Below are 23,743 nucleotides of genomic sequence, written 5' to 3' on the forward strand. Positions count from 1 at the left end.
GTCTTCGTTTCGAAAGAGATAATCCCCAGAAGGCTTAAATCTAATACATTTTTATTGTTTATTTGTAAGCTTCCGGCTTACTCTTCAGAAGGACAGGAAGACACATCATTGAACAGGGGCATTGTGACCCTTATTGATATGGTGTGTGACCTCTTTCCTGTTAAGTTTCGAGGATTGATAACAGCCTAAATTATCGTTCTTCTTCTCCGATTTCTTGAGAGTTAGATTCAGATTTTAACTCAGATTCAGAACTTAACGTTATCATCAAAGGCAGTGGTGAACAAATTGAGTAGTCAGGTTCGGAACTTAACACAGGTTTAGAATTCAACTCATATCCAACAGTTTTATTTTTCACACTAAACTGTAATATCAAATAAAGTGTACCTAACAATCCATAATACAAGCAAAGGACTGCGAAAAACAGAACTCTATACGGATGACCACCAGAAATTTCACCTACAAAATCGTTTCCTGACTGCTTTAAGGCCAAATAGTTTAAAGAGATAAACGATAAAAGCAAAGACAAACAAAGACACCAGAATATCCCTACAATATAACGTAATGTTTTCATCTTTTCTTTTCTCGCATTATCCATTTCAATTTTGGCCTTTTCGATCTTTCCTTTTCTTTCAAATTCAAGTTTTGCCTCCAGTTTGTTAACCAAATCATTATAAAAAATTATCACATATCCAGCAAAAACACCAAAGAGGCCAAGAAACGTAGCACCCACACCTGTTAAAGCACTAACAGCCGCATCAGACCACGTACCGGAAAATATGCCAACATAAATAAAAAATGCTAAAGGTAGCACAGTCAATACTAAAAGCCATTTATCCTTTTTGTGTACTGCTCTAATGAAATATCCAGTGAATATAATTGCTATAAATACCCCCCAAGCAGCAAGCATATTCAAAAAAAACATATCGTGATCTCTAATACAAAAAGTATAAACTACACCTATTACAGTGGATGCAATAAATAGAGCTATAATGATTAAACATTGCTTTTTGTACTTACTACAATAGTCCAAAAATGACTCTTCGCAATCATGATAAACTTTCCTGAGTTTCTTTGCTAAGCCATCTGGAGACTGCAACAAGGAAGCCATTTTTTATTGCCACCCCACCAAGCAATAACTATGTCTATGTGATATATGTCTTTATTTAAAAACATCGAGAAAACTATGCTAATATAAGAAGAGCTATCTGACGGCACAACAAACTTTTTCTCTCTCCCCCCCCTCCGACATTTCTGTCTCCATTATCTGCTGACTATTTGGCAGAGGGGCTGGTTGGAATGTCGGAGGAAAGAGGGGGGGTGCTTCTTCAGTCTTACTTTTTTCTTTTTCGTAATACTGTTTCTTTGTGGTGTTGTGGTTTTTATCTGTATCTTGATTTCAAGCAAGAATTCAAGAGGGGTGACTCAAAGCATGGGTGTATCTGGTGAAGATATGGGTCTGAGGGTGAAAACTGTATAAAATGCAACATAGGGAAAAAACAACATAAAACACGTCTGGGACAAATGGGACAGTTGGGACAAGGTTTTACAAATACAACGAAAAATAATTTAAAAAATTATATTCTTAGTAGTTTCAAAAGCCTGTCCCAACAGTCCCCACTGTCCCAGAAATCCGAGCTTAAAACAGCCTTTAAAACGTGAAAAGACCTCAATTTGAGGTGTGATATCGTAAAATATACGATAAAAACCCAAAAAAAGAGAAAAATGATATCGGAACTTTAACGATACACATACACGTGAAAAACACTGAAAAACTTTCAAAATCACCACAAAATCACAAAAAAACCTCCAAATTATTGTCCTAAAAAAGGGAAAAAAAGAATACGTTCAAAATCAATTAATAAGTATCATTATGACTCAAATAATGCATTCATTAAGCCCTCCTGAATCATCAGCACTTGCTTACTAAACTTCAACATATCCTCAGCTAAATAATGCCTACAGAATACACTCTTCGGAACACGTCCAGCGAGAATATCTGTAAGCTCCGAAATCACATCACTTTTTCTAACGAAAGTATTGTTAAAACTTCTCAATTCTTTCAATCGCAACTTAAACCCTCTCCGTTTGAAACGACAATGTAACGCATTGTAGTTTATTGGTTCACAATGGCAGATTTCAGTGATAAGCTCCTGAGAAACAAAGCTGATGTATGTGTTCTTAGTGCCTCTGAGAAAGAGATCTCCGAACTTGAAATGTTCCAATACATTCAGTTCTTTATTATAGTAATCATCAAGTTTCTTCTTAGAATTCAAAGAGATAATCAAGTTGAATGAATTGATTCCTTCACCAGCACGTAAACCAGTCACTGCTAAGAATTTAACCAGAATCTTCTCATCATTAGACAAATGTAACCATACTTTCTTGAGATATTCCGGCAACGTGTTATGTTTCTTGTTAAAGATTGATAAGAATCCCTTGAAAGCTGTATCCTCATTGCTCCATTTAATACCATAATTCTTGAGTTTACTCTTGTACTCTTCATAACATCCAAGATACTTAGCTAAACACATCATAGCTTTCATAATGTTTCTTCGTTGCCCTGATGGAATTGTTAGAAACTTAGACGGATTAATCAGCAGTTCTTGATAGTTTCGTGCATGATTATATTGTATTCTTGCATATTTCTTATTGGAATACTTTTTACTGAGGTAAATCTCATAATCCTTAAAATCTATATGCGTATCAAATGATTTATTATTCGGCTCCAATGGAGTTATAGAATACTTTTTACCATCGATAATGACGAAATTGCCTCCTAAGTTGGGGGTCGAGGGTTCAAATCCCTCCCCGTCCGCCATTAGGTCAATAGAAATCCGAACCAATCATTGTGATGAGACATTGATAGGCATTTTATTTCACCTTAAGACTGATTGAATTAGTCGATACCATATGTATATGCGGTAGCAGAGCTGGCGATAGGGAGAATAAAAGTATGAAAGACAAAAACAGGATACGGGATATAAGCCAAGAAGACAAAAGAGTATTTTTGGAAATGGCAAAAAAATTCTATGCGTCAGAAGCGGTAGCACACAATTTAGACGACCATATACTTGAGACAATCTTTGAGGTTGCAGTAAACAAATCTCCGTTTATACGCGTGCTTATTATAGAGGATAATGAGACACCAGCAGGCTTTGCTGTTTTAGCGTTTTCTTATGCGACCGAAGTAGGAGGTATGGTCGTATTGCTTGAAGATCTCTATATCAGCGAAACACATCAAGGAAAGGGATTAGGAAAGAAATTCATACAATTTATGGAGCAGACATATTTATCAGCTAAACGGTTCCGCCTTGAGGTTAAAAAAGAAAACAAAAAAGCCATAGAGCTATACTGTAAACTCGGATACAAAACCTTGGACTATATACAGATGATAAAAGATGTTTAATTTTATTTGAATACCGCAATTTAGCAAACGTCGCTATGTGGATGTAGAAAATTCTAATAAATATGAAAGGGGAAGGTTCTCAATTGTGTGTTGGCGACTGTTTGCAGGGTTATTCTAATTCGCGCTCAAACACACAGAGAATATATCTTGTGTTACCCATGCCTTCATTAGACGCAGTTTTTTCAACCAGTCTCCAACCTTGACTGCCCAATTCATTTAGGACTTTATCAAGGTCTTCAATGTTGACTTTGCCACCATTCCAGCCTTTAGCATCTATGACCTTGGTTTGATATTCATATCGTTTCATAAGGTTTAGCTCCGCTCATCAAAGACTTTTTTGTTAATATAAGGTTTCGGCAGGCTGTGCGCATCACTATTGCCACGCTGTTGTAAAATCCAAGTTACACCACAACAGAATGATATTTTTATATAATTTACACAAAACCACCAAAAACAATAATGATGAAAGGTTATATGGTTTCAGTCAATTGATGTAAATTAATCATGCCAGATAAGCACAAGCAATTTTGTATATACCTCAAAGGCGAGGACAAAACCGACAGCATCCGCGACGTGCGGCTTGTTGGCGAGAAATATGAGGTGATTTTTAACAATGGTAAAGCGTTTACATATAGCGCAAACAATGTGCAACTCATCAAAACCTTACAGAATAAGAAAGAGGGCCAGGAATGTTTTGAGTATTTAAAACGCATCGCACATGAAACCGGACTGAAAGTCAAGTTGGATAACGGAGAGGAGTTAAATATCCTTTCACACAATTATTCAAAAATTAAATTTATCACTCCGGAGAGTAGTCTTGGGGCGTTTCTTTCCGGAAAACTCCCAGAAGTTGCAACTACAAAACATAATAATATGGAGAAAGCGTTTGAGCCAGTATATCCTTTTGGATTTAACGCAAGCCAAAAAGATGCAGTTGACAAAGCGCTCGCAAATCAGCTGTGCATTATCGAGGGTCCACCCGGAACGGGTAAAACACAAACGATTCTCAATATTATCGCAAACGCAGTCATGCTTGGTGAGAGTGTTGCTGTTGTATCAAGTAACAATTCCGCAACGATGAATGTATTGGAAAAACTGCAAAAATACGATATTGATTTCATTGCGGCTTATCTCGGCAATTCAGAAAACAAGAAAGAATTTATTAATTCACAGAAACCCCTACCCGACATATCGGATTGGCGTCTCAAAGTAGAAACAGCTGATGCGCTTCAACAGGCTTTAAAACAGCTCTACAGTCTTTTACGTGAAAAGCTTGCCCAAAAAAATGAACTTGCCGCACTAAAACAAGAAATATCAGCAATTGAGACCGAACAAAAACATTTTCAACAATACTCTAAACAAATAAACCCACCATCAACCCCCTCTTCAAAGATACAAACTGTTGAAACCTCCCGACGTGCACTTGAAATGTGGCTACTTAGCGAAACCTATGAAGAATCCGCTCGCACAAAAGGGCTAATCGCGTTTATAAAAAGAATCCTCGAACAACGCGGATTCACCAGCAGAATAAAACAAAAAAACAACAATTTGCTCCAACAGTATCCACGTGAATACATCATCACAGTATTTCAACATCAGTTCTACGAACTAAGAGCCGCCGAGCTGACAAAACGCATTTCTATGTTGACAAATGCGCTTGATACATTTGATTTTGATGCAAAAATGCGAGAGTATTCAGAGATTTCGATGAAGATTTTCCGCCACAAACTCTCAGAAAAATTTGATGAACATAAAAGAGAGAAATATGACATAGACGACCTCTGGAGAAACTCAACGAATTTTATAAAAAACTATCCAGTGATTCTAAGTACAACATACTCACTGCGCAACAGCCTGTCAAGACACGTATTGTATGATTATGTGATAATTGATGAATCATCGCAAGTCGACTTATGCACCGGTGCACTTGCGCTCTCGTGCGCTCGAAAAGCAGTCGTTGTCGGCGATTTGAAACAGTTGCCAAACGTTGTGGATTCAAGTACTGCCACAATAACCGATGCCATTTTCGCAGAATTTGCTTTACCCGATACCTATCGCTATAAAAAACACAGTCTGCTGTCAGCAGTGATTGAATTATTCCCTAATGCACCAAAAACTTTGCTACGTGAACATTATCGCTGTCATCCAAAAATTATCGAGTTCTGCAACAAAAAATTCTATGATAACCAGTTAATTATACTCACCACACCAAAGTCCGACCGTGAACCGTTGTGCGTATATAAAACCGCTGAGGGTAACCACGAACGTAATCACATTAATCAGCGGCAAATTGACGTTATCAAAACTGAGATTATTTCTCAGCAAAATCTTGATGTAAAAACCGGCAACGTTGGAATTGTCACGCCTTATCGCAAACAAACTAACGCACTACAAACAGCGTTTGTTGATACTAATATCAAGGCGGATACGGTTGATAAATTTCAAGGGCAGGAAAAAGACATTATTATTCTCTCAACAGTTGACAATGAAATTACACCGTTTGCTGACAATGCTAATCGTTTAAATGTAGCAATTTCTCGGGCAATTGAGCAACTGATAGTTGTTGTAAACGAGTGGGATACGCTAAGCGACACAAATATTGGAGATCTTGTGCGCTATATTGAATACAATAATTGTATGATAGTGAAAAGTACCGTCTACTCGGTTTTTGACTATTTGTATAAGAGTTATGCTGAACGCAGAAAAGAGTATCTCAAAAACCAGAAACGCATATCAGAATACGACAGCGAAAATCTTATGTACACACTTATTGCGAGTGTGTTAAAAGACGAACGATTTACGCGGTTTGACATCGCAGCGCACGTTCCACTTAAAATGATAATCCGAGATATGAACAAACTTACACCATCTGAAAAACAGTATGTTGCAAACATTCTCACACACGTTGATTTTCTAATTTTTGATACCATTGGGAAATCTCCTAGACTAATCGTTGAGGTTGACGGCACAGCAGTTCACTCGGAGGGAACACGCCAAGCAGAACGCGACGTGATGAAAAACGAGATTCTTAAAAAACATGGACTGCCGATTGTGCGATTTCGCACCGATGGAAGCAATGAACGCGAGCGATTGATTACTACACTTTGCGATATAGTGAATAGTACATAAGCAACAACCTACCGAACAAGCAACAAGTGATGAAAAGAAACACACAACAATGCGGATAAGTGGGCGCTTTTTGTTTTCTAAAATACTCACGTTAGGGGGATTTATTGGTTGTATTTGGGTTTTTGTTGTTATGTAGTTCGGCTAGTCGCAGGATGGTTTCTTTGTATACTGCTATGGCTTGGAGGTATTCGTTGATTTCTATGTGTTCATCGGTGGTATGGTCGAGGTGTGAGTCTCCGGGGCCATATGTGACTATGGGTAGGTTCATGGCTTTGCCTAGGAGGTTCATGTCTCCTGTGCCGGTTTTGCGCAGAAGTGTGGCGGGTTTGTTTAGGATGCGTCGGACTGAGGAGGAGAGTACGTGGACTATTGGGGAGGATTTGTTGGCTTCGAAGGGTTCGACGGTGTCAAGTATGGTGGGGGTTATGTTGACTTTGGGGTTGGTGTTTTGGTAGTTGGCGATTATTTTTATCATTTTGTCGTAGACTTGGGTGGTGGTGAATTGGATAGGTACGCGTACGTCTAGGATCATTTCGGCTTCATAGGGGATGACTGAGTTGCCTTCTCCGCCAATCATCTGGACTAGGCAGACGGTTATGGAGGTGAAGGGGGTTTCGTTGGGATCCATTGAGGGGAAGGTGCAGGCGGATTTGATTTGTTTCCAGAGTTCGTAGGCTTTATCTAATGCGTTGTCGTAGAGCCAGGGTGTGGAGGCGTGGCCGGTTTCGGTTTTTAGGGTTATTTTTAGTTGGATTTGGCCTTTGTAGCCCACCGTTATGTTTTCTACTCCGCTGGGTTCGCCAAAGATTGCATAGTCGGCGTGTATGCCCTCGGTTATGAGGTGACGAACGCCTTTGCTTGTGGCTTCTTCTTCAACTACGCTTACGACCAAAACTTTGCCTTTAAAGTTGGGTTCTTTGGCGGCTTGGGCGGCTGCCATAACCATGGCTGCTAGGGGGCCCTTGGCATCGACTGCGCCGCGGGCATAGATTTTGCCTTCTTCGACGCGCAGGGGCATGTGGCCTGCGACGGTGTCCATGTGGCCGCAGAGCAAAAGAACGGGGCTACCGGTACCTATGACGCCTATGACGTTACCTATGGTGTCGATGCCGACTTCAAAGTCTAAGCGTTTCATTTCTGTGGCTAGAAATGAGGCTATGGCTTGTTCTTTGCCGCTTGGGCTGTAGATACCTAAGAGATTAGTTAGAAACCGTACGGCTGTTGTTTGCTCGCTCATTTGTTTCTTCCTCCAATACAATATCTAGTGTATTTATGACTTGGTCGATTTGGGGTTTGGTTATGACTAATGGGGGCAGGAGTCGTACTACGGTTCGTCCGGCATCTAGGAGTAAGATGCCGTGGTTTAGGGCTTTTGTGATTACGCCATATACGTCGTAGCGGAGTTCTATGCCCAGCATTAGGCCTAGTCCGCGGATTTCTTTGATGATTTTGTGTTTTGCGGCTAGGGTTTCGAGTTGGGTTTTGAAGTATTGTCCGTTTGAGGCGGCTTTGTCGGCGAGCTGTTCTTCTATTAGTACATCTATGGCGGCGCATCCAGCGGCGCAAACCAGTGGGCTACCGCTAAAGGTGGTGGAGTGTTCGCCGGTTTTTAGGGTGGACATAACCGAGTCGGTTGCAAGTGTTATGCCTATGGGTAGGCCTCCTGCGAAGGGTTTGGCTATACACATGATGTCGGGGGTGACATTCCAGTTTTGGCAACCAAATAGTTTTCCGGTTCGTCCAAATCCGGTTTGGACTTCGTCAAATATGAGTAAAATACCATGTTCGTTGCAGATGTCACGGACTGTTTGGAGATATCCCTGTGGGGGTACGCGGATGCCGCCTTCGCCGCGTATGGGTTCCATAATAACTGCAGCGGTTTTGTCCGTTAGGGCTTCTTGGAGTTTATCTGGGTTATCGGGGGTGATATGTTTTATATCAGGGATCAGAGGAAGGAAGGGCTCGCGGTATTTTTTGTCCCAGGTTGCTGATAGTGCTCCCATGGTTTTACCATGGTAGGAGCCCATTAGAGCGATGATTTCTGTTTTGCCGGTGGCTTTGCGGGCTAATTTGAGGGCACACTCTACGCTCTCAGCGCCACTGTTGGAGAGAAAGGCTTTGTTTAGGCCTTGAGGGGTTATTTTGACTAGTTTTTCTATGAATTGGGCGCGTGTGTTGTTGTAGTAGCTACTATGGCAGGTTATGAGTTGTTCGGCTTGGGTTTTTATGGCTTCTACAACTTTGGGGTGGCAGTGGCCTGTGGCGGCTATGCCATAGCCGCTTGTGCAGTCGAGGTATTCTTTGCCGTTGATGTCCCATACTTGGGTGCCTTTGCCGCGTATGAGAACAACGGGTTTTTTTGAGAATACGTTAGCTAAGTAGTTGTTTTCAGTTTCCATGATATGTTGCTGTTGTTGTTGGGCTTCATTCATTTTTTATCACGGTTCCAACTTTATAATTGAGTGCTGAGGTGAGGGGTTGGTTTGTGGTGCCCATGGTTACAATGACTTCATTGACGCCTTGGTTTAGGGCTTCAAGACCTGCGTGGATTTTGGTGCTCATGCCGCCTCCTATTTTTGGGAGCACCTCTTTGACCTCAGTTGAAGAGATTTTTTTGATGCACTCACCGTTTAGTATTAGGCCCTCTACGTCGGTGAGCATGATGAGTTTGTCAGCTTTGAGGGCGCCTGCGACGATGGCGGCTGTGCGATCACCGTCCACGTTTAGCGGTTCGTGGTCTTGGCTCAGAGCAATGGGCGTAACGACTGGAATGTAGCCCTGTTCAAGCAACAGGGTTAGAAAGGTTGTGTTGACTTGGGTGATTTTGCCGGTGTAACCGCCGTCGATTACTTTTTTGCGTCCTCGCTCATCGACTACAATTAGTTTGAGTTTGCGCTCGGCTCTTAGCAGTGAGGCATCTAATCCGCTGAGGCCTACGGCATTGATATTTTGGTTTTGGAGGGCCAGTACGATTTGTTTGTTGAGTTTGCCTGCCATAACCATGGTGTAGATTTCGATTGTTTCTTTGTCGGTGTAGCGGCTACGAAAGCCCTCAGGGGACATAACAAATTTTTGTTCTTTGCCCAGTTTGGAGGCGATTTCGGTGACTTCCACTCCGCCGCCATGGACCAACACTACCTGATGTTGTTTGGTGATTTCTGCTAAATCAGCAATAAGACTACTTGATGCGCCCTCTTTTAGGATAGATCCACCCATTTTAATGACTATCAGCATAGCATGCACCTATATGGGGTGGAATCCTGTACTCTTAAGAGCAGTAGTTTCATCGATACCCATCATTATGTTTAGGCATTGTACGCCTTGTCCAGCTGCACCTTTAACCATGTTGTCAAGAGCTGTGAACATTATGAGGCGCCCGGCATGTTCGTCGATTTCAAAGCCGACATCGCAAAAGTTGGTGCCGGTAACTATTTTGGGGTCAGGTAGCTGATAGGGGCCTTTGAGATATTTTACCAGCCGAATGAAGGGTTCGCTTCCATACATACCCCGCAATGCTCGCCAGAGATCTTTGCTTGTTATGGCTTGTTTAGGGAAGGTGTGAATGGTTGCTAGTATGCCGCGAACCATGTTAACAGCATGGGGCGTAAAGGAGATCTTGACTGGTTCACATAACATTGTGAGTTCCTGCTCGACTTCGGCTATGTGGCGATGCCCCACGACTTTGTAGGGTCGTACCCCGCTGGATCGCTCCGGATGATGGGAGGCTATTGTTGGTTGGCTACCTCCACCTGAGGAGCCGACCTTTAGATCCACAACGATTTTAGCTGGGTCAACTAATCCTGCTTTGACAATAGGAGCTAAACCCAAAATAGCCGCGGTTGCCTCACAACCCGGACAGGCAATGAGATTGGCGTTTTTGATTTCGTCTCGGTGCAGCTCAGGCAAACCGTAAACGGCTTGGTTTAGCATCTCGGGTTTGAGATGTTGCCAACCATAATAGGTTTCATAATCAGCAGGATTTTTGAGGCGAAAATCAGCGCTCATATCGATGACTTTAAGACCCGCATCAAGAAGTGTGGGTACCAGTGTTTGGGAGCCGCCATGGGGGGTGGCTGTGAAGACTAGGTCACAGTTTTTTTGAAGTTCCGCTAAGTCTTGGGGTACAAACTTGAGCTGGGTTAAACCGCGCAGGTTGGGATGCATGTTGAAGACAAATTCGCCTGCATACTGGCGTGAAGTAACCACTGTTACCTCTACTTGGGGATGCATAAGAAGCAAGCGTAGTAATTCGCTACCGACATATCCTGAACCACCAATTATTCCAATTCTCATGTTTATCTTCTCTTATTGGTCGATTAGACTCTTAGCGCCTCTTAGTAACGGCTCGGCTACGTTGAGTCCGGTTGCGAGTCGGGTGTTTTCCCAGAATTCGGGGCATGAATTTGCTTCATGAAACACCAAAGCGTCGCTGTTGGTTTGTAGGTTTTCTTCGATTATGTTTTTAATATTTTCGTACGCAGAAGTGTGCTTATATGTCATAAATTGAGATTCAAGCTGAGTGTTCCAAGCGTTGAAATTGGTAAGGCGGGAGTCGTCTTTTTTTATTTTCTGCACTGCCCCCCAGGCATCTGCAACCAAATCCAGCTGGGATTTAAGGTAGACTTCATCAGCGTTTTTGTTTTTTCCCACATTTACCATGGCATCTAGAGCCAATATCCAGGCGGAGCTGTCTTTGCTTAGGATTTTGCCGCATTTCAACGCTAAGGCCTGTACACTTTGGGGTAGTTTAGCGTCAAACACTAAATTGCCCAGAAAAGTATTGGTACGAAAATCCTTAAACCCGGCTCGTACCATAGCAACGGGATAGCAGACGGGTTCTTTGCCCTGTTCTTTGGAGACAATTATGCGTAAATCATAGAACCATTTCTGGATTAACTCTTGGGCAACAACGCCAACAGGGTTTATGAGACCCGGTTTGGTTTCTTTGATGTTGTTTTCCAATTCTTCGCGTGTTTTGGAGAGCATGATCATTTTGCCATGGGTTCCAGCATCAGCTTTGATAACAATACCCTCAGCAAGAGAAAGATCCTGCTCAAAAAGATCAGCCAGATCAGTTTGGTTGTGGATTTCTTTTCCGTTTTTTAAGGTGTCAGTGGCATCACAGGGCACAAACACCGTTTGGGGAATGGGAATACCTTCTTTGTAAAGATTTAACAGGGTACGCAACTTGCTATAACACATAAATTCGATTTGGGAGGAGTTCAGAGTTTTCTTGCCCAAAACCTCCAGGATATAGGAAGCTTGGAGGCGCCGATTCTTGCTCTGAGAGCGATTAAGAACCACCTTAGCATCCTGGAAAGTTTGAGTGTAGTCTTTACCTTTGGTCTTAGCACTAAACCCATTGCTACCAATGGAGAGTGCAATTTTACGAAAGGGAATATAAGTTAAGTCAAGACCTAGTTGTTGAGCAGTGAGTTTGATACCGTTCTCATCGCTCTCTGAGCGCTCATATAAGAGGGCAATACTCATTGATAGACCTCCCCCGAAAAAGTTAGCTTAAAAGGGTAATTTAACAAGGTGGGATATGGAGATGTTGTTTATTCTCCCCAGTCTTCCCCTTCAATGGTAAGCTCTTGAAGGTCTACGCAACCGCCTTTAACCCCTTTAACTTCAAGTTCAAGGCCGCAACCGGGACAACTCAGAATTTCGCCTTCCTCAATATCAGAAGGTACATCAAGCTCTGCATCACAATCAGGACACTTTGATTTAGATATAGCCTTCACCTCATCTGGTTGATTTGCTTGTTTAATCATTTTTTGTTCGTCACTTTATTTTTAGTTAGGAAACGTCATTGGGGTATTCCAAGAATCTTTTAAACATTGCGACCTATTTGTTACAACTTGGAGCTATAATGTCCCATTTGGTGCAAACAAAATGCGCAAAACACTCACAACAAACCGCCCTAAAACAACTAAAAACGCACAAAACCACCCGCCCCAGTAAAGAAAACGTTAAATTACCACCATACCAAACAACATACAGGCAAAAAACATGGACGAAAAAGACCGACAAATCATAAAAACCCTAAAAGACGACGCACGAGCAGGATACGCAGACATCGGAAACAAAATCGGCCTCTCCGAGGGAGCCGTACGCAAAAGAATCAAAACACTCACCGACGAAGGCACCATCAAAAAATTCACAATCAAAATCGACACCAAAGAAAGCGCCCAAGCCATCACCCTACTAGCAACCAACCCCGCCTACCCCACCCAAGAAGTATCCAAAACAATCCAAACAATCCCAAACATAGAAACCATCTACGAAGTCACAGGCGAATACGACATAATAGCAGTCATAACCGGAAACAACGTCACCGAAGTAAACGAATGCATAGAAAAAATCCGCCGCGTCGAAGGCATCAGAAAAACCAACACCATGATAGTCCTAAAAAACTGGTAAACACCCACCCAAAAAAACAAATGTGAACTTTTATAACAGGGAAACATTTTTCTTATATGAAGAGCTATGTGCGAATTTAATGTCATCTTAAACGACCAAATCCAGATGAGAGACGTAATCTACGCTAAAAAAGAAGAAAACAAAGTTATAGTGAAAGACATCCTTGGAAAAACCATGGAGTTCGCAGGCTGCAAAATCATCGAGGTAGATGTGCCCAACGCACGCCTGATACTTGCACAAGTGTGAGTTAAAGAAAAAATAGACACACTTAAAAAGTAAGTTAACAATGTTAACTACAATGTTAACTATACAACTTTTTTTTAATGAAAAATAACCAAAAATTTGAAACCGATCTCACCACCCTTCTGGACAGAATAGCTTCTGGAGTCCAACCCTACGTAGCAAACAGCCTAGACAAACTCAAAAACTGGCTTGTAGAGCTACATAGGGAAAACATTGTAAAAATTAACCATTCCGTTATGGAACTGGTATGTGCCAAATATCTAATTGAAAAAGAATACAACATACAACTTGAATATCCCCTAAATGAGATTTTAACCTGCGACTTATATGGCACAAAAGGGTTAGGCAATCTCGTAGTTGAAATAGAGACCGGCTTTATACCCCCAGAGAATGCGCTTGCACCTCTTACATATACTACAGCAAGGTTGGCAAGTAAAATTGTTCGCTATAGCGGTTTTACAGGCAAGTTTGCTTTGGGTGTACCGCCGCACTATATTTTGCCTTTTCCCAACACCTTTGCTAAGCCGCCGCGGATGCGTACTAAACAAGAAATTGAAGTGATAAAAGCTCTTTGTGATGCGTATTATCAAAAGCCGCCTGTGACTCTTGAGGGTATTCGTAATGCGCGTATTCAGGAGATATACATAATTGATGTGGATCATGGTTTAGTGCAGGAAATCGATCCCGAGACTTATTTAGATAGGGCAATGCAGAAAGGGGTCAGCTATAACTATCTAACAGCATATGTAGGGTAGGATAAAGCGAGTTTGCATGACGTTTTATGTTTACATATTGCAGTGTTGTGATGGTAGCTACTATACGGGTTACACCAAAGATGTAGAGGCACGAATGCAGCAACATCAAAATGGCAGAGGGGCCAGATATACCAAGTCTCATCCGCCTCAGAGTGTGGCATACCGTGAGCAGTTTAATACCCGTAGTGCTGCGATGAAACGTGAACGGGAAATTAAGAGGCTTAGTCACCAACAAAAAGAGAGCCTAATTGTTGAACATAGTAAAAAATAAAACAGTTATGTGGTTGTAGTCAAACAACAGCATACATTCATAGCATCGGCATGACCCTAAAGAATTTGAGGTTTTATCTGTGACTTCCACTTCGAATTCAAATTTTTCTGGGGAACCCAATCATATATCGGGCCATGACCCCGCAATAGTAGCAGTAAATGAGAATATGTATAAGTGTCCCGAATGCGGTAAAATGTTTACTATCAAAGATGCCGCTGAACAACATCTGCATGGTGTTCATTTGGAACATTTACGCAAGATGCATCAAGAATTCCACGGCAAAGACGTTGTGGGACACCACATAGGTTAGTATACACTTAAGAATTTTTTTCTTTAGCGGGTCATTTCGCGGCAGGCTTCTGCGCATCGTCTACAGGTACTGGCGCATTCTTTCATGAAATCCTCTTCAAATTTATCACAGTCATCACCGCACTCATCGCAGATATCGGCGCATATGCCACAGGTTTGGGGGTAGTAGGTGGAGTTTCGGAGCATAAAATCGGCGTTGATGTTGCAGATTTTGGCACAGTCCATGAGCAGGTTGATGTGTTTTGATTCTGCATGTTTACCACCCATAGTTAAGCAACGCAACGTGGTTTCAGTGCAAGTTTGATAGCAGTCTATGGAGTCCTGTATGCCTTCTCGGACTTCGTCACTATTCATCATCTCGGAGCTTTGGATGTCTTCAAGATCTGCCATGGTTCCAGAGATTCGTCCAGCCATAGGGGATTGGTTTTCTGTCCATCCCTCATCTATGTCTTCTTGCGTCTGTACTTCGATGTGGTCTTGTTCGGCATAGCTATGAGTGTCCATTGAGATGTCTTTGATGTAGTCAGGCTGTTTGCTATAGCTTTCGTTTTTGTAGGATTTTGACACGTTTCTTCACTCTCTAATTTCTCTTTGGCGGCAATTTAAGAATATGTGAGTGTAAACTGCGCCAACATAACCTGAAAAATATAAAAACTGCTAAAAACAGATAGTTTTTAGCATTAGAGACTATTTTTTGGGTAAAAGCTCGTTTAATTCATAGTTTGCGCCGCAGACTACGCTGTCAGCCCCGCCGTAGTAGAGAAAAAACCTATCGTCGATAACTACGTTGCCGCAGCTAAATACTACGTTGGGTACATCGCCTATGCATTCATAGTCTTTACAAGGTGTTAGAATGGGCTGGTCGGTGCGATAGAGGATGTTTTCGGGGTTGGTTTTATCAAGCAATGCTACGCCTAGTGAGTAGTGTTTGTTTGCGTCTACGCCGTGATAGATGAATAGGTAGCCTTCGTTTAGTTCTATGGGGGTTCCGGCGGCGCCGATTTTTAGGCTGTCCCACATTTTGTCGCGGGGTTCCATGATGGATTTGAAGCCGTGCCATGTTTTGAGATCCTCGGAGTAGGCGATGCAGATGCTGGGTTCGATGCGGTGGAACATGACATAGTTGCCATTAATTTTGTTGGGTAAGATGACGGCGTCTTTGTTGCGAACACCTGGGAATGGCAGGATACGTTCGTTCCAGTTCCAGTTATGGTTAACGAAGTCGCGGATGTTTATCGAGGTTAGTGCGATTTGGAAAATTATGGGGAAGTCATGATTGCGAAAAGCGGTGTAGGCCATATAACATTGATCATCAATTAGGGTTAAGCGGGGGTCTTCACAGCCGTCGCGTTCTGCGTACTGGGTAGGACTAAAAATGGGTGTGTCAAAGCGTTCTTTTATGGTGAAGCCATCATTTGAGGTAGCTAATCCGAGGCGTGAGATGTTGTCTTTGCCTTGGGCCCGATATACCAGATACACCAATCCGTCACGGTAGATTGCGGCCGCGTTGAAAACTGAGCGCGATTGCCAAGAACTATCCGATATTGGCGATAGTATGGGATTATGTATAAAACGATTCATAAACCCTTCTCCCTTCGAACTCATCAACGTACAAAGGCAACATATAAACTTGATGCGAAATGTGTTTGAAAATCGCCTGTGATTGGCGGGATACAATCACATTGGCTTAAAGCAATCCGAACCATATTTTACGGTGTGACTTGTTTGGCAAAGTATATGCTAGGCGACCCTGCGCTGGCAGGTGCTAGAAAAGTTGCATATGTAAGTACCTTTCCGCCTCGGAAGTGCGGCATAGCGACTTTTACATCCGATTTAGTTAATTCGATAACTTGTTTAAACAAATTATATGATCAGCGGGTTATCGCTATTGATGGTCGCCATCTCTTTAAACCTGCTTGTGAGGCTATGGAGCATAAAATTGGCCGAGATTTTTTGGAAGACTATGTGCTTATGGCAGATTTTCTAAATCAGTCATCAGTTGATGTGGTAAATATTCAGCATGAATTTGGGATTTTTGGGGGGGAAGCAGGTGAATATATCGGTGCCTTTCTTGACCACCTAAACCGCCCGGTTGCCACAACCCTTCACACGGTCCTGCCAAATTTTGAGAATAAATCCAAAGAAGTTTTTAGCAAAATTGTTGAAAAAAGTACGGCATTGGTTGTTTTAAATGAAACCACCCGCACCCTTATCAGACAATATGGGGTTCCAGCAAAAAAAGTAAAACTAATTCCACACGGTTGCCCGGATTTGCCTTTGGTGTCTAGCGCAAAAGCGAAGCCGAAATTGGGATTGCAAAATAAGGTGGTACTCTCAACCTTTGGGCTACTAAGTAAAGGCAAAGGCATTGAGCAGGTTATTGCAGCTCTGCCCGAGATCATAAAAAAAGAACCCCGCCTGATCTACTATGTTTTAGGAGTTACCCACCCCCAGGTTAAAAAAAATGAGGGAGAAGCCTATCGCAATATGCTACATGACATGGTTAAGAGGCTGGGGCTTAGTGGACATGTGCGGTTTCTCAATCGGTTCCTCTCTAAACCGGAACTCTATGATTATCTCCAAGCAACAGATGTCTACATTACTCCCTATGTTTCACCTAATCAGATAAGCAGCGGTGCATTAGTGAATGCATTAGCAGCGGGAAAAGCGGTGGTGTCCACGTCATATCTTCATGCCATAGAAGCCTTGGGTGGAGGACGAGGAGTTTTTTGCAGATTTAACGATTCGAACTCTATAGCCGAACGGGTTGCTGAGATTATTGAAAATCCAGCGCTACGAGAATCCTTGGAACAGAAAGCCTACGGGTATAGTCGGAAATTTACTTGGCAATCTGTTGCCAAAAAATATCTCAGATTATTTAATGAGTTAACACAACAATCGGAGGAAAAAAATTATTCAACAACTACCCCCCCTAAAAATCGACTATCTCCAAGCCTTCACTGATGATACGGGCATTTTTCAACATGCCAAATATAGTATCCCCAAAAGAGGCGAGGGTTATACTACCGATGATAATGCGCGTGCTTTGATTGCTGTTGTTAAATATCAGCAACTAAGAAATAGCGCAGAGTTGACCCCGCTTGTAAGGGTTTATTTGTCGTTTCTCAACCATATGCAAAAGCCTGATGGAGGGTTTCATAATTATCTTAGTTATGAGCGGACCTATTTGGATATGGAGGGTTCAGAGGATTCGGCTGGGCGGGCGCTTTGGGCGTGTGGGTGTACGCTTAATTCTTCGGTGCCAGAGGAGTTGCGGATGGTTGCTAGGGATCTTTTTGAGCGGGGATTATCGATGAGGGGGAAAGCGGTTTGTCTTAGGTTTCATGCGGCGATGCTTTTGGGGTTGTATGAGTATCATCAGGCGGTGGCAACGGATTATTTGCGGGATTTTGCAAAGGAGTTGGGGGATATTTTTGTTCAGCGTTTTCAAGATCAGGCTAAAGAGGATTGGCAATGGTTTGAGCCTTATTTGACCTATGATAATGCGCGGTTGCCTCAGGCGCTTTTTGCGGCTTATCGGTTGGTTGAAGAACCACAGTTTTTGGAGGTTGCTGAGAGATCGATGGAGTTTTTGCTTAAAACACAGCTGATGAATGGCGTTTTTGTGCCTATTGGTAATGATGGGTGGTATAGTCGGGGGGGTAAGCGACCGCTCTATGATCAGCAACCCTTGGAGGCGGCTGCGACTGTGGAGGCAACGGTGGATGGTTATTATGTTACTAAAAAGCGTGAGTACCTTGAGGCGGCGGAGAGTGCGTTTGGGTGGTTTTTGGGTAGAAATACTCAGGGGGTTATGGTGTATAATCCTCAGACTGGGGGGTGTTATGATGGTGTATCTGAGCATTGTGTTAATCTTAATCAGGGTGCGGAGTCGTCTGTTTGTTATCTTTTAGCTCGGCTTAAACTTGAGGAAGTTTGGCAGGGAGTTTTGTCAGAATGAGATTTAAGCAAGAATCAGTTTTCATTATTAGTTGCTGTTTTTGGTTTTTAGTGTAGGATGTTGAATGTATGCTTAGAGTTAAAGATATTATGTGTAGAAAAGTGATTACTGCTAAAGAGGATATCTCTATTCAGGATGCTGTGCAACTTTTAAGTGATCGGCATGTTGGGTCTATTGTGGTGATTGATGAGGAGGAGCGGTGTCGGGGTATTTTTACGGAGCGAGATGCCATACGGGTTTTTGCGGCCAAGTATTCCCCTGCGGAGCCGCTTAGTAAGATTATGAGTAGTCATGTTGTGACTATATCTCTTGAGGCATCTTTTGAGGAGGCTAAGCGGCTTATGCTTAGTCATAACATACGTCATTTGCCAGTCATAGATCAGACAGATAAGTTGATTGGGATGTTTTCGCTTAGGGCTTTTTTTGATGAGGTTTTGGGTGTAAAAACGCCTGGGTTAAGTGCGGGTAGTTAGGATTGATGGAGCGTTTTTTAGAAAATCCTATTTTAAAACCCATTGAGGCTCATGCGTGGGAGTCGCGGGAGGTTTTTAATCCTGCGGCGATTTATTTGCAGGGTAAGGTTCATCTGCTTTATAGGGCCTTAGGGAATGATAATATTTCTCGAATTGGTTATGCTGTTTCAGGGGATGGGGTTCATATTGATGAGCGTTTGTCTGAGCCTGTTTTAGAGCCGCAAAATGATAATGAGCAAGATGGCTGTGAGGATCCAAGGATAAGCAATGTTGAGGGCACCTTAGCTTTGACATATACTGCCCTTCGTGAGCACAATCATCTGCAGTCCTATCAAGTTGCGCTAACCACGATTTCAATGAATGATTTTCTTGATCATAATTGGAACTGGGGAACACGCCGCTTGCCCTTCCCCGGAGTCTATAATAAAAATGCAGTGGTTTTTCCTAAAAAAATCGGCGGCCGATATGTAATGTTTCATCGTATCGAACCCACTATATGCATTGCTTATTCGGAGGATCTCAAAAAGTGGTGTGATATTATGTCCATTATGGGGCCCCGAGCAGATGACTGGGATAGTTGGAAGGTAGGGATTGCAGGTTCGCCTATAAGGGTCAGTGAAGGCTGGCTGGTGGTCTATCATGGGGTGAGTGATGAGAAGACATATTCGCTAGGTATTGTTCTGCTTGATGCAGACCATCCTGAACAGGTGCTCTACCGCTCAAAAACACCCATTTTAACACCAAAAGAAGACTATGAACGCTTCGGTAAAGTCCCAAACGTAGTATTTAGCTGCGGCAACGTAGTTATCGACGATAGGTTTTTTCTCTACTACGGCGGGGCTGACAGCGTAGTCTGCGGCGCATCCATCAACTTTGAAGACCTGCTATCATCAATACGCAAATAACCCACACACCACAAACAAACAAATAACGAACGATAAAAATGGATAACGCTACTACAACCTATCGTACTTGGTGCATTATACTTTGATTATGTGGTAGCCTGATGCTTTCCGTAGTCGGTTCATAATTGCTAATCCCAGTCCCTCCGATGATACTCCCTCTGCTATGATAATATCAATGCCTTGGGCGTCAACGTCGCGTAGAAGACCAAAGAGGTTTTGGGCAACGCTTGATAGATTAGTGCGGCTACCCAGAGATTTTACGATATCGGCTTGGTAGGCTGTTTGGGTTTCGTCTGTGGCTAAAATGGCAACTTTGCAACCGTTTTGTTTATAGGTATTTGTTAGGATTGAGATTTTGGTTGTGACTGCTTTCGGGTTGCCCTCGACTAGGATGACGTCTGCTTTGGGGGAGTAGTGTTTGTGTTTCATGCCAGGGGAAGGCGTTTTTTCAAGGGCTAATTCTATGTCGGTTTGTACAAAGGGATGAAGCTCTAAATCAGCTATTGTTGCTTTTAGGGCCTCATAGGGTGTGCCTCCGGGGCGCAGAAGCATCGGAGGATCAACGCTTAAGTCGACAACAGTGGATTCTACGCCGATATCGGTTGGTCCGCCATCTATTAGGGCATCTATAGCTCCATCGAGATCATCTAGGACATGTTGGGCGGTTGTTGGGCTGGGTTTACCTGAGAGATTAGCGCTGGGTGCGGCTATGGGACAGTTAGCTTGTCGGATAAGAGCTTGGGCGATGGGGTGGTTGGGTATGCGAATAGCAATGGTATCTAGGTTGGCAACGGTTTGTTTGGGCACTATCTTTGAGTGTTTAAAGATAAGGGTTAGCGGACCAGGCCAGAATTGTTCCATTAAGCGTTGGGCTTTTTGAGAAACCTGCTGTACCAAGGGATAAACCGCTTGGGGGTCAGCTAGGTGTATGATTGGAGGATTATCCAAGGGGCGTCCTTTAGCTTCAAAGAGGCGTAAAACGGCACTGCTGTTTAGTGCATCTGCGCCAAGACCATAAACGGTCTCTGTTGGGAAAGCCACTAACCCGCCGTGTTTGATGATGTCAGCTACGGGTTGGATTTTTTTTGGGTCCGGGCATTGAGGATTGATTTTTATCAGAAGAGTCTTCATCTTAGGCGCCTGATCAGTGAGCTAACTACGTGGATACACAGTATTCTTTAAGAGCTTATTTGTTTCTGCCCAAAAATCTCAAAGATAACTAGCAAAACGCTACTAAGAGATGTTTATAGGGGGATTGGTTGTGTGTGCGAGAGGGTTGTTTAGTAGATGGCGGTTGGTTCTTTTTGGCTGTCGGTTTTTAGTACCTTATCGATGAGGTACATAAAGATCTCTTGAGCTTGGCTTTCGCTTATGTTTTGGAGATAAACTGAGACTAGTGCGGTTTTGCCTTTTTTGGTTGCTGTGTACTCGGCAAACATGCGAGCGGAAATTACATTTTTGTCTCCTAGAAGCACTGAGGATGAGGCTGAACCCATACTACTATCGCGGGGTTTAGGAATTGCAACCGCTAAAGTGCCTAGTTTATCTTCTTTTTCACTTAGCATAATCATAATGCTGTTTTTTGTTTCCACATAAACAGCTAAAAAGAGATTATCTTGATGTTCAACTGCTTCTTTGATGACATTGGCCCGCTCGCTCAAGTTTTCTCCCCAAGGGCTAAGAGAAGTTGCAGCTTAAAAAAACTTTACACCCCAAACATGTCAACTGACTACAAATTTCAGTCAGTTGTGTTACAGGTTTTTTAGGTTGGTGGTTTTGGGGTATTGAGGTTTTGTTGGAGTGTTGGAAATGCTTAATTAAGGGCGTTTGTCTTTTCTGGGTACGAAGGAATAAACTTTGAGTGATGAATTATCCAAGTTGCCTCCTAACGTTCAAGAAAGGTTACTTAGACTCCAACAGCTTCAACAGACTCTACAGTCGATAATGGCACAGAAGCAACAGGTTGAGATGGAAAAAGTAGAGGTTGAGCAGACCGTAGCAGAGCTAGCTAAAACTGCTGATGATGCAGTTATCTACAAAACTGCTGGTTCACTTCTAATTAAAGCAGAAAAAACCAAAGTTAACGAAGATCTCAACGAACGCAAGTCCCTTCTAGAGACCCGCAGTACAGTTATTGCTCGTCAAGAAGAACGCGTAAAAGCTCAAGTTAAAGAAATTCAAACTAAACTTCAGGAAGACCTCAGCCCAGTCTCAGGTCAATCCCTCTCTTAAGCAGGACTTGATGTTGTTGGATGAGCTCGGCTTTCCAGAGCTAACTGCCGAGCAAATCGAACTTTTATGCCAAACTACCGAAGATGGAGTTCGCAAATACATCCTAAACCAAGTGTCCAGTAAAAATGTCAATCAGCTTGACATCTTTGTTGAGGTTGAAGGCACCAAACCGGTTAATGTCTCTGTTGAAGTGGAACTAGTACTCACAAAACAAGCAGAAGCTATTGATGCGGATGCATTGGTTAAGCAAGCAGTAGATGCAGGACATGCTGCGGCTGAAAACTTTTTGAGAAAGATACAATGAGTTTCAAAGATTTACTGGCAATTATAGAAGAGAAGCAGGCAGGCTTTGTGTTGCTGATGTGTCATCGCAGTGCTGATGCTGATGCAATTTGCTCAGCCTATGGTCTGCAGGGCTTAATTAAGCGATTTTTACCCAATACTGTGGTAGAGATTGGCTGTCCAGCAGGCATCAACAAACCCTCCAAAACTCTATTGGATTATCTGCCCATAACCGTTAGCCTCAAACCCAACATTGAATCCGCAGAAGTCATTGTACTTTTAGACATGAACACCATAGAACAACTCGATGAAGCAACCGAAGCGGTTAAAAAATCTCCGGCGCCAAAAATAATCATTGATCATCATGCACCAAATCAAGAAACCCTAAAACAATGCAGTCTCTGCATAATTGATGATAAGGCATCGGCAAACTGTGAACTTATCTATCGCCTCTATGCAGAAGCGCAAGTTAAACCCAATTTAAATGAAGCAAAGGCATTGTTTGTGGGCATAGCCTTTGATACGCGCCATTTTGCACTGGCAAACTCACCCACATTTGGTATTCTTGCAGCTCTGGTAGAAGAGGGTATAGATGCTCAGCAAACGCTTGCTCAATTTGCCCTGCCCATCGAAACCTCTGAGCGTATTGCTAAACTCAAAGCGTGTAAACGAGCAAAAATAGTTCAGGTGGATAATTGGATAATTGCACTCTCCCATGTGAGCGCCTTTCAGGCTCCAGCAGCAAAAGCCCTGATAGATTTGGGTGCACACGTATCAGCGGTTGCAGGCAAAAAGAGCGGCAAAATTGAAATCAGCCTCCGAAGCGTCCGTCAATTTAACGAGGGCGCAGGCGTCCATCTTGGAACCGACATCGCAGCCCCCCTTGGAGAGTACTTACAAGGCATAGGCGGCGGCCATGCCATGGCATCAGGTGTGAGCGGCAAAGGAGAAATCCAAGACGCACTCAAACAATGCCTAACACTCCTAAAACAAAAAATAACCAAACCCGAGCAACCACCAACGGATAAAACTGTTGAAGATACCTAAAGAACTTTAAGGGTTAGCTTTTTTTAAATCGCTTGTTTGTTTTTACCGTTTTTTGAGCAGATTTGATTCCAGAAATATAGTACATATTGGCTCACAATTTCACACGTCCACATAATCTATCACCACATTTGATTTATTATAACCCGCCAAAAAAAGGTCAAGCGATTGCATCCACAACCCCGCGCCCATCAAAAACCGCAAACAGATAAACCTCACAGCCACACCATAGAAGCCAAACACAGACCACCCCCATAAGGTAAAGACCGACTTGTTGGTAACATGCAAACATATCGGCAGTAAGAAGTTT

The 23,743-nt window shown here is 42.8% G+C and carries 28 protein-coding genes; 15 read left to right on the top strand and 13 right to left on the bottom strand.

Translation table 11 applies throughout. The features are described from left to right. A partial coding sequence (locus tag FWF39_RS00590) for a hypothetical protein (protein ID WP_343381490.1) occupies positions 1–189 on the top strand: 189 nt, incomplete at its 5' end. Between the two features lies 1 nt (position 190). Here FWF39_RS00590 and FWF39_RS00595 read toward each other — a convergent pair. Together FWF39_RS00595 and FWF39_RS00600 are read right to left on the bottom strand one after the other, a co-directional pair. Beyond that, entirely contained in the window at positions 191–1,108 is a 918-nt protein-coding gene (locus FWF39_RS00595; RefSeq protein ID WP_343381491.1) for a hypothetical protein, read from the bottom strand. Between the two features lie 760 nt (positions 1,109–1,868). After that, positions 1,869–2,819, bottom strand: a complete 951-nt coding sequence (locus tag FWF39_RS00600; RefSeq protein WP_343381492.1) for an integrase — start codon at positions 2,817–2,819, stop codon at positions 1,869–1,871. A gap of 134 nt (positions 2,820–2,953) precedes the next feature. On the opposite strand from FWF39_RS00600, the gene FWF39_RS00605 reads away from it, so the two are divergent. Beyond that, the gene (locus tag FWF39_RS00605) at positions 2,954–3,406 is read left to right on the top strand and encodes a GNAT family N-acetyltransferase (RefSeq protein WP_343381493.1); all 453 of its coding nucleotides are present in this window, start codon (positions 2,954–2,956) and stop codon (positions 3,404–3,406) included. Between the two features lie 109 nt (positions 3,407–3,515). Here the strand turns inward: FWF39_RS00605 and FWF39_RS00610 are convergent, their stop codons facing one another. Next, complete coding sequence (locus FWF39_RS00610; RefSeq protein ID WP_343381494.1) at positions 3,516–3,713, bottom strand: DUF4177 domain-containing protein; 198 nt, start codon at positions 3,711–3,713, stop codon at positions 3,516–3,518. A 197-nt stretch (positions 3,714–3,910) separates the two neighbouring features. Between FWF39_RS00610 and FWF39_RS00615 the strand changes: the two genes are divergently transcribed. Further along, positions 3,911–6,535 (top strand): AAA domain-containing protein, encoded by a 2,625-nt coding sequence (locus FWF39_RS00615; protein ID WP_343381495.1) that lies wholly within the window; start codon positions 3,911–3,913, stop codon positions 6,533–6,535. A 91-nt stretch (positions 6,536–6,626) separates the two neighbouring features. Here the strand turns inward: FWF39_RS00615 and FWF39_RS00620 are convergent, their stop codons facing one another. The 6 genes from FWF39_RS00620 to FWF39_RS00645 all read right to left on the bottom strand — a co-directional run bounded on the left by FWF39_RS00620 (position 6,627) and on the right by FWF39_RS00645 (position 12,309). Further along, positions 6,627–7,772, bottom strand: a complete 1,146-nt coding sequence (locus FWF39_RS00620; protein ID WP_343381496.1) for a M20/M25/M40 family metallo-hydrolase — start codon at positions 7,770–7,772, stop codon at positions 6,627–6,629. Beyond that, positions 7,735–8,967: an aspartate aminotransferase family protein gene (locus FWF39_RS00625; protein WP_343381497.1), complete on the bottom strand. Its 1,233-nt coding sequence runs from the start codon at positions 8,965–8,967 to the stop codon at positions 7,735–7,737. Before FWF39_RS00625 ends, FWF39_RS00620 begins: the two co-directional genes overlap by 38 nt. Then, entirely contained in the window at positions 8,960–9,766 is an 807-nt protein-coding gene (locus FWF39_RS00630) for a [LysW]-aminoadipate/[LysW]-glutamate kinase (protein ID WP_343381574.1), read from the bottom strand. The genes FWF39_RS00625 and FWF39_RS00630 overlap by 8 nt, the downstream gene beginning before the upstream one ends. Positions 9,767–9,778: 12 nt before the next feature. Beyond that, the gene (gene argC / locus FWF39_RS00635) at positions 9,779–10,828 is read right to left on the bottom strand and encodes an N-acetyl-gamma-glutamyl-phosphate reductase (protein WP_343381498.1); all 1,050 of its coding nucleotides are present in this window, start codon (positions 10,826–10,828) and stop codon (positions 9,779–9,781) included. 12 nt (positions 10,829–10,840) lie between these two features. Next, on the bottom strand, positions 10,841–12,025 hold the full coding sequence (locus FWF39_RS00640; protein WP_343381499.1) for a hypothetical protein: 1,185 nt from the start codon (positions 12,023–12,025) through the stop codon (positions 10,841–10,843). 68 nt (positions 12,026–12,093) lie between these two features. Beyond that, positions 12,094–12,309: a lysine biosynthesis protein LysW gene (locus FWF39_RS00645; protein ID WP_343381500.1), complete on the bottom strand. Its 216-nt coding sequence runs from the start codon at positions 12,307–12,309 to the stop codon at positions 12,094–12,096. Between the two features lie 238 nt (positions 12,310–12,547). On the opposite strand from FWF39_RS00645, the gene FWF39_RS00650 reads away from it, so the two are divergent. The 5 genes from FWF39_RS00650 (at position 12,548) to FWF39_RS00670 (ending at position 14,537) form a co-directional block, all read left to right on the top strand. Then, entirely contained in the window at positions 12,548–12,958 is a 411-nt protein-coding gene (locus FWF39_RS00650; RefSeq protein ID WP_343381501.1) for an Lrp/AsnC family transcriptional regulator, read from the top strand. 66 nt (positions 12,959–13,024) lie between these two features. Then, complete coding sequence (locus FWF39_RS00655) at positions 13,025–13,204, top strand: CooT family nickel-binding protein (RefSeq protein WP_343381502.1); 180 nt, start codon at positions 13,025–13,027, stop codon at positions 13,202–13,204. A gap of 77 nt (positions 13,205–13,281) precedes the next feature. Beyond that, a complete protein-coding gene (locus FWF39_RS00660) occupies positions 13,282–13,956 on the top strand; it encodes a hypothetical protein (protein ID WP_343381503.1) in 675 nt (224 codons plus the stop codon). A 16-nt stretch (positions 13,957–13,972) separates the two neighbouring features. Continuing rightward, positions 13,973–14,227, top strand: coding sequence for a GIY-YIG nuclease family protein (locus tag FWF39_RS00665; RefSeq protein WP_343381504.1), 255 nt, complete (start codon positions 13,973–13,975; stop codon positions 14,225–14,227). Between the two features lie 79 nt (positions 14,228–14,306). Beyond that, positions 14,307–14,537 (top strand): hypothetical protein, encoded by a 231-nt coding sequence (locus FWF39_RS00670; RefSeq protein ID WP_343381505.1) that lies wholly within the window; start codon positions 14,307–14,309, stop codon positions 14,535–14,537. A 23-nt stretch (positions 14,538–14,560) separates the two neighbouring features. Here the strand turns inward: FWF39_RS00670 and FWF39_RS00675 are convergent, their stop codons facing one another. Then, entirely contained in the window at positions 14,561–15,103 is a 543-nt protein-coding gene (locus FWF39_RS00675) for a four-helix bundle copper-binding protein (protein WP_343381506.1), read from the bottom strand. 120 nt (positions 15,104–15,223) lie between these two features. Beyond that, positions 15,224–16,117, bottom strand: a complete 894-nt coding sequence (locus FWF39_RS00680; protein WP_343381507.1) for a glycosidase — start codon at positions 16,115–16,117, stop codon at positions 15,224–15,226. Between the two features lie 144 nt (positions 16,118–16,261). Here FWF39_RS00680 and FWF39_RS00685 point away from each other — a divergent pair, with 144 nt between their 5' ends. From FWF39_RS00685 to FWF39_RS00700, 4 genes are all read left to right on the top strand, one after another. Further along, positions 16,262–17,500 carry a glycosyltransferase family 4 protein gene (locus tag FWF39_RS00685; protein WP_343381508.1) on the top strand — a complete coding sequence of 413 codons (1,239 nt, stop codon included), beginning with the start codon at positions 16,262–16,264 and terminating at the stop codon, positions 17,498–17,500. 82 nt (positions 17,501–17,582) lie between these two features. Beyond that, positions 17,583–18,497: a hypothetical protein gene (locus tag FWF39_RS00690; RefSeq protein ID WP_343381509.1), complete on the top strand. Its 915-nt coding sequence runs from the start codon at positions 17,583–17,585 to the stop codon at positions 18,495–18,497. 68 nt (positions 18,498–18,565) lie between these two features. Then, entirely contained in the window at positions 18,566–18,970 is a 405-nt protein-coding gene (locus FWF39_RS00695; RefSeq protein WP_343381510.1) for a CBS domain-containing protein, read from the top strand. A 5-nt stretch (positions 18,971–18,975) separates the two neighbouring features. Beyond that, positions 18,976–19,875 (top strand): glycosidase, encoded by a 900-nt coding sequence (locus FWF39_RS00700; RefSeq protein WP_343381511.1) that lies wholly within the window; start codon positions 18,976–18,978, stop codon positions 19,873–19,875. Between the two features lie 75 nt (positions 19,876–19,950). On the opposite strand, the gene FWF39_RS00705 is transcribed toward FWF39_RS00700, so the two are convergent. Both FWF39_RS00705 and FWF39_RS00710 read right to left on the bottom strand, forming a co-directional pair. Next, complete coding sequence (locus tag FWF39_RS00705; protein WP_343381512.1) at positions 19,951–21,006, bottom strand: L-threonylcarbamoyladenylate synthase; 1,056 nt, start codon at positions 21,004–21,006, stop codon at positions 19,951–19,953. A gap of 149 nt (positions 21,007–21,155) precedes the next feature. Continuing rightward, positions 21,156–21,536: a hypothetical protein gene (locus tag FWF39_RS00710; protein WP_343381513.1), complete on the bottom strand. Its 381-nt coding sequence runs from the start codon at positions 21,534–21,536 to the stop codon at positions 21,156–21,158. Positions 21,537–21,753: 217 nt separating this feature from the next. On the opposite strand from FWF39_RS00710, the gene FWF39_RS00715 reads away from it, so the two are divergent. Genes FWF39_RS00715 through FWF39_RS00725 form a run of 3 tightly spaced genes read left to right on the top strand, consistent with a single transcriptional unit; the run spans position 21,754 to position 23,436 of the window. Next, complete coding sequence (locus FWF39_RS00715) at positions 21,754–22,107, top strand: prefoldin subunit beta (protein ID WP_343381575.1); 354 nt, start codon at positions 21,754–21,756, stop codon at positions 22,105–22,107. A gap of 10 nt (positions 22,108–22,117) precedes the next feature. Next, complete coding sequence (locus FWF39_RS00720; protein ID WP_343381514.1) at positions 22,118–22,411, top strand: DUF3194 domain-containing protein; 294 nt, start codon at positions 22,118–22,120, stop codon at positions 22,409–22,411. Next, on the top strand, positions 22,408–23,436 hold the full coding sequence (locus tag FWF39_RS00725) for a DHH family phosphoesterase (protein ID WP_343381515.1): 1,029 nt from the start codon (positions 22,408–22,410) through the stop codon (positions 23,434–23,436). Before FWF39_RS00720 ends, FWF39_RS00725 begins: the two co-directional genes overlap by 4 nt. Positions 23,437–23,743 lie beyond the last annotated feature (307 nt).

Source organism: Candidatus Bathycorpusculum sp. (assembly GCF_009778815.1).
GTDB classification, from domain to species: domain Archaea; phylum Thermoproteota; class Bathyarchaeia; order Bathyarchaeales; family Bathycorpusculaceae; genus Bathycorpusculum; species Bathycorpusculum hydrogenotrophicum.

Bases quoted from the DNA above. Each gene is read 5' to 3' on its own strand.
- FWF39_RS00595 (WP_343381491.1), bottom strand. From the start codon at position 1,108: ATGGCTTCCTTGTTGCAGTCTCCAGATGGCTTAGCAAAGAAACTCAGG.
- FWF39_RS00600 (WP_343381492.1), bottom strand. From the start codon at position 2,819: ATGGCGGACGGGGAGGGATTTGAACCCTCGACCCCCAACTTAGGAGGC.
- FWF39_RS00605 (WP_343381493.1), top strand. From the start codon at position 2,954: ATGAAAGACAAAAACAGGATACGGGATATAAGCCAAGAAGACAAAAGA.
- FWF39_RS00610 (WP_343381494.1), bottom strand. From the start codon at position 3,713: ATGAAACGATATGAATATCAAACCAAGGTCATAGATGCTAAAGGCTGG.
- FWF39_RS00615 (WP_343381495.1), top strand. From the start codon at position 3,911: ATGCCAGATAAGCACAAGCAATTTTGTATATACCTCAAAGGCGAGGAC.
- FWF39_RS00620 (WP_343381496.1), bottom strand. From the start codon at position 7,772: ATGAGCGAGCAAACAACAGCCGTACGGTTTCTAACTAATCTCTTAGGT.
- FWF39_RS00625 (WP_343381497.1), bottom strand. From the start codon at position 8,967: ATGAATGAAGCCCAACAACAACAGCAACATATCATGGAAACTGAAAAC.
- argC (WP_343381498.1), bottom strand. From the start codon at position 10,828: ATGAGAATTGGAATAATTGGTGGTTCAGGATATGTCGGTAGCGAATTA.
- FWF39_RS00640 (WP_343381499.1), bottom strand. From the start codon at position 12,025: ATGAGTATTGCCCTCTTATATGAGCGCTCAGAGAGCGATGAGAACGGT.
- FWF39_RS00645 (WP_343381500.1), bottom strand. From the start codon at position 12,309: ATGATTAAACAAGCAAATCAACCAGATGAGGTGAAGGCTATATCTAAA.
- FWF39_RS00650 (WP_343381501.1), top strand. From the start codon at position 12,548: ATGGACGAAAAAGACCGACAAATCATAAAAACCCTAAAAGACGACGCA.
- FWF39_RS00655 (WP_343381502.1), top strand. From the start codon at position 13,025: ATGTGCGAATTTAATGTCATCTTAAACGACCAAATCCAGATGAGAGAC.
- FWF39_RS00660 (WP_343381503.1), top strand. From the start codon at position 13,282: ATGAAAAATAACCAAAAATTTGAAACCGATCTCACCACCCTTCTGGAC.
- FWF39_RS00665 (WP_343381504.1), top strand. From the start codon at position 13,973: ATGACGTTTTATGTTTACATATTGCAGTGTTGTGATGGTAGCTACTAT.
- FWF39_RS00680 (WP_343381507.1), bottom strand. From the start codon at position 16,117: ATGAATCGTTTTATACATAATCCCATACTATCGCCAATATCGGATAGT.
- FWF39_RS00695 (WP_343381510.1), top strand. From the start codon at position 18,566: ATGCTTAGAGTTAAAGATATTATGTGTAGAAAAGTGATTACTGCTAAA.
- FWF39_RS00700 (WP_343381511.1), top strand. From the start codon at position 18,976: ATGGAGCGTTTTTTAGAAAATCCTATTTTAAAACCCATTGAGGCTCAT.
- FWF39_RS00705 (WP_343381512.1), bottom strand. From the start codon at position 21,006: ATGAAGACTCTTCTGATAAAAATCAATCCTCAATGCCCGGACCCAAAA.
- FWF39_RS00720 (WP_343381514.1), top strand. From the start codon at position 22,118: ATGTTGTTGGATGAGCTCGGCTTTCCAGAGCTAACTGCCGAGCAAATC.
- FWF39_RS00725 (WP_343381515.1), top strand. From the start codon at position 22,408: ATGAGTTTCAAAGATTTACTGGCAATTATAGAAGAGAAGCAGGCAGGC.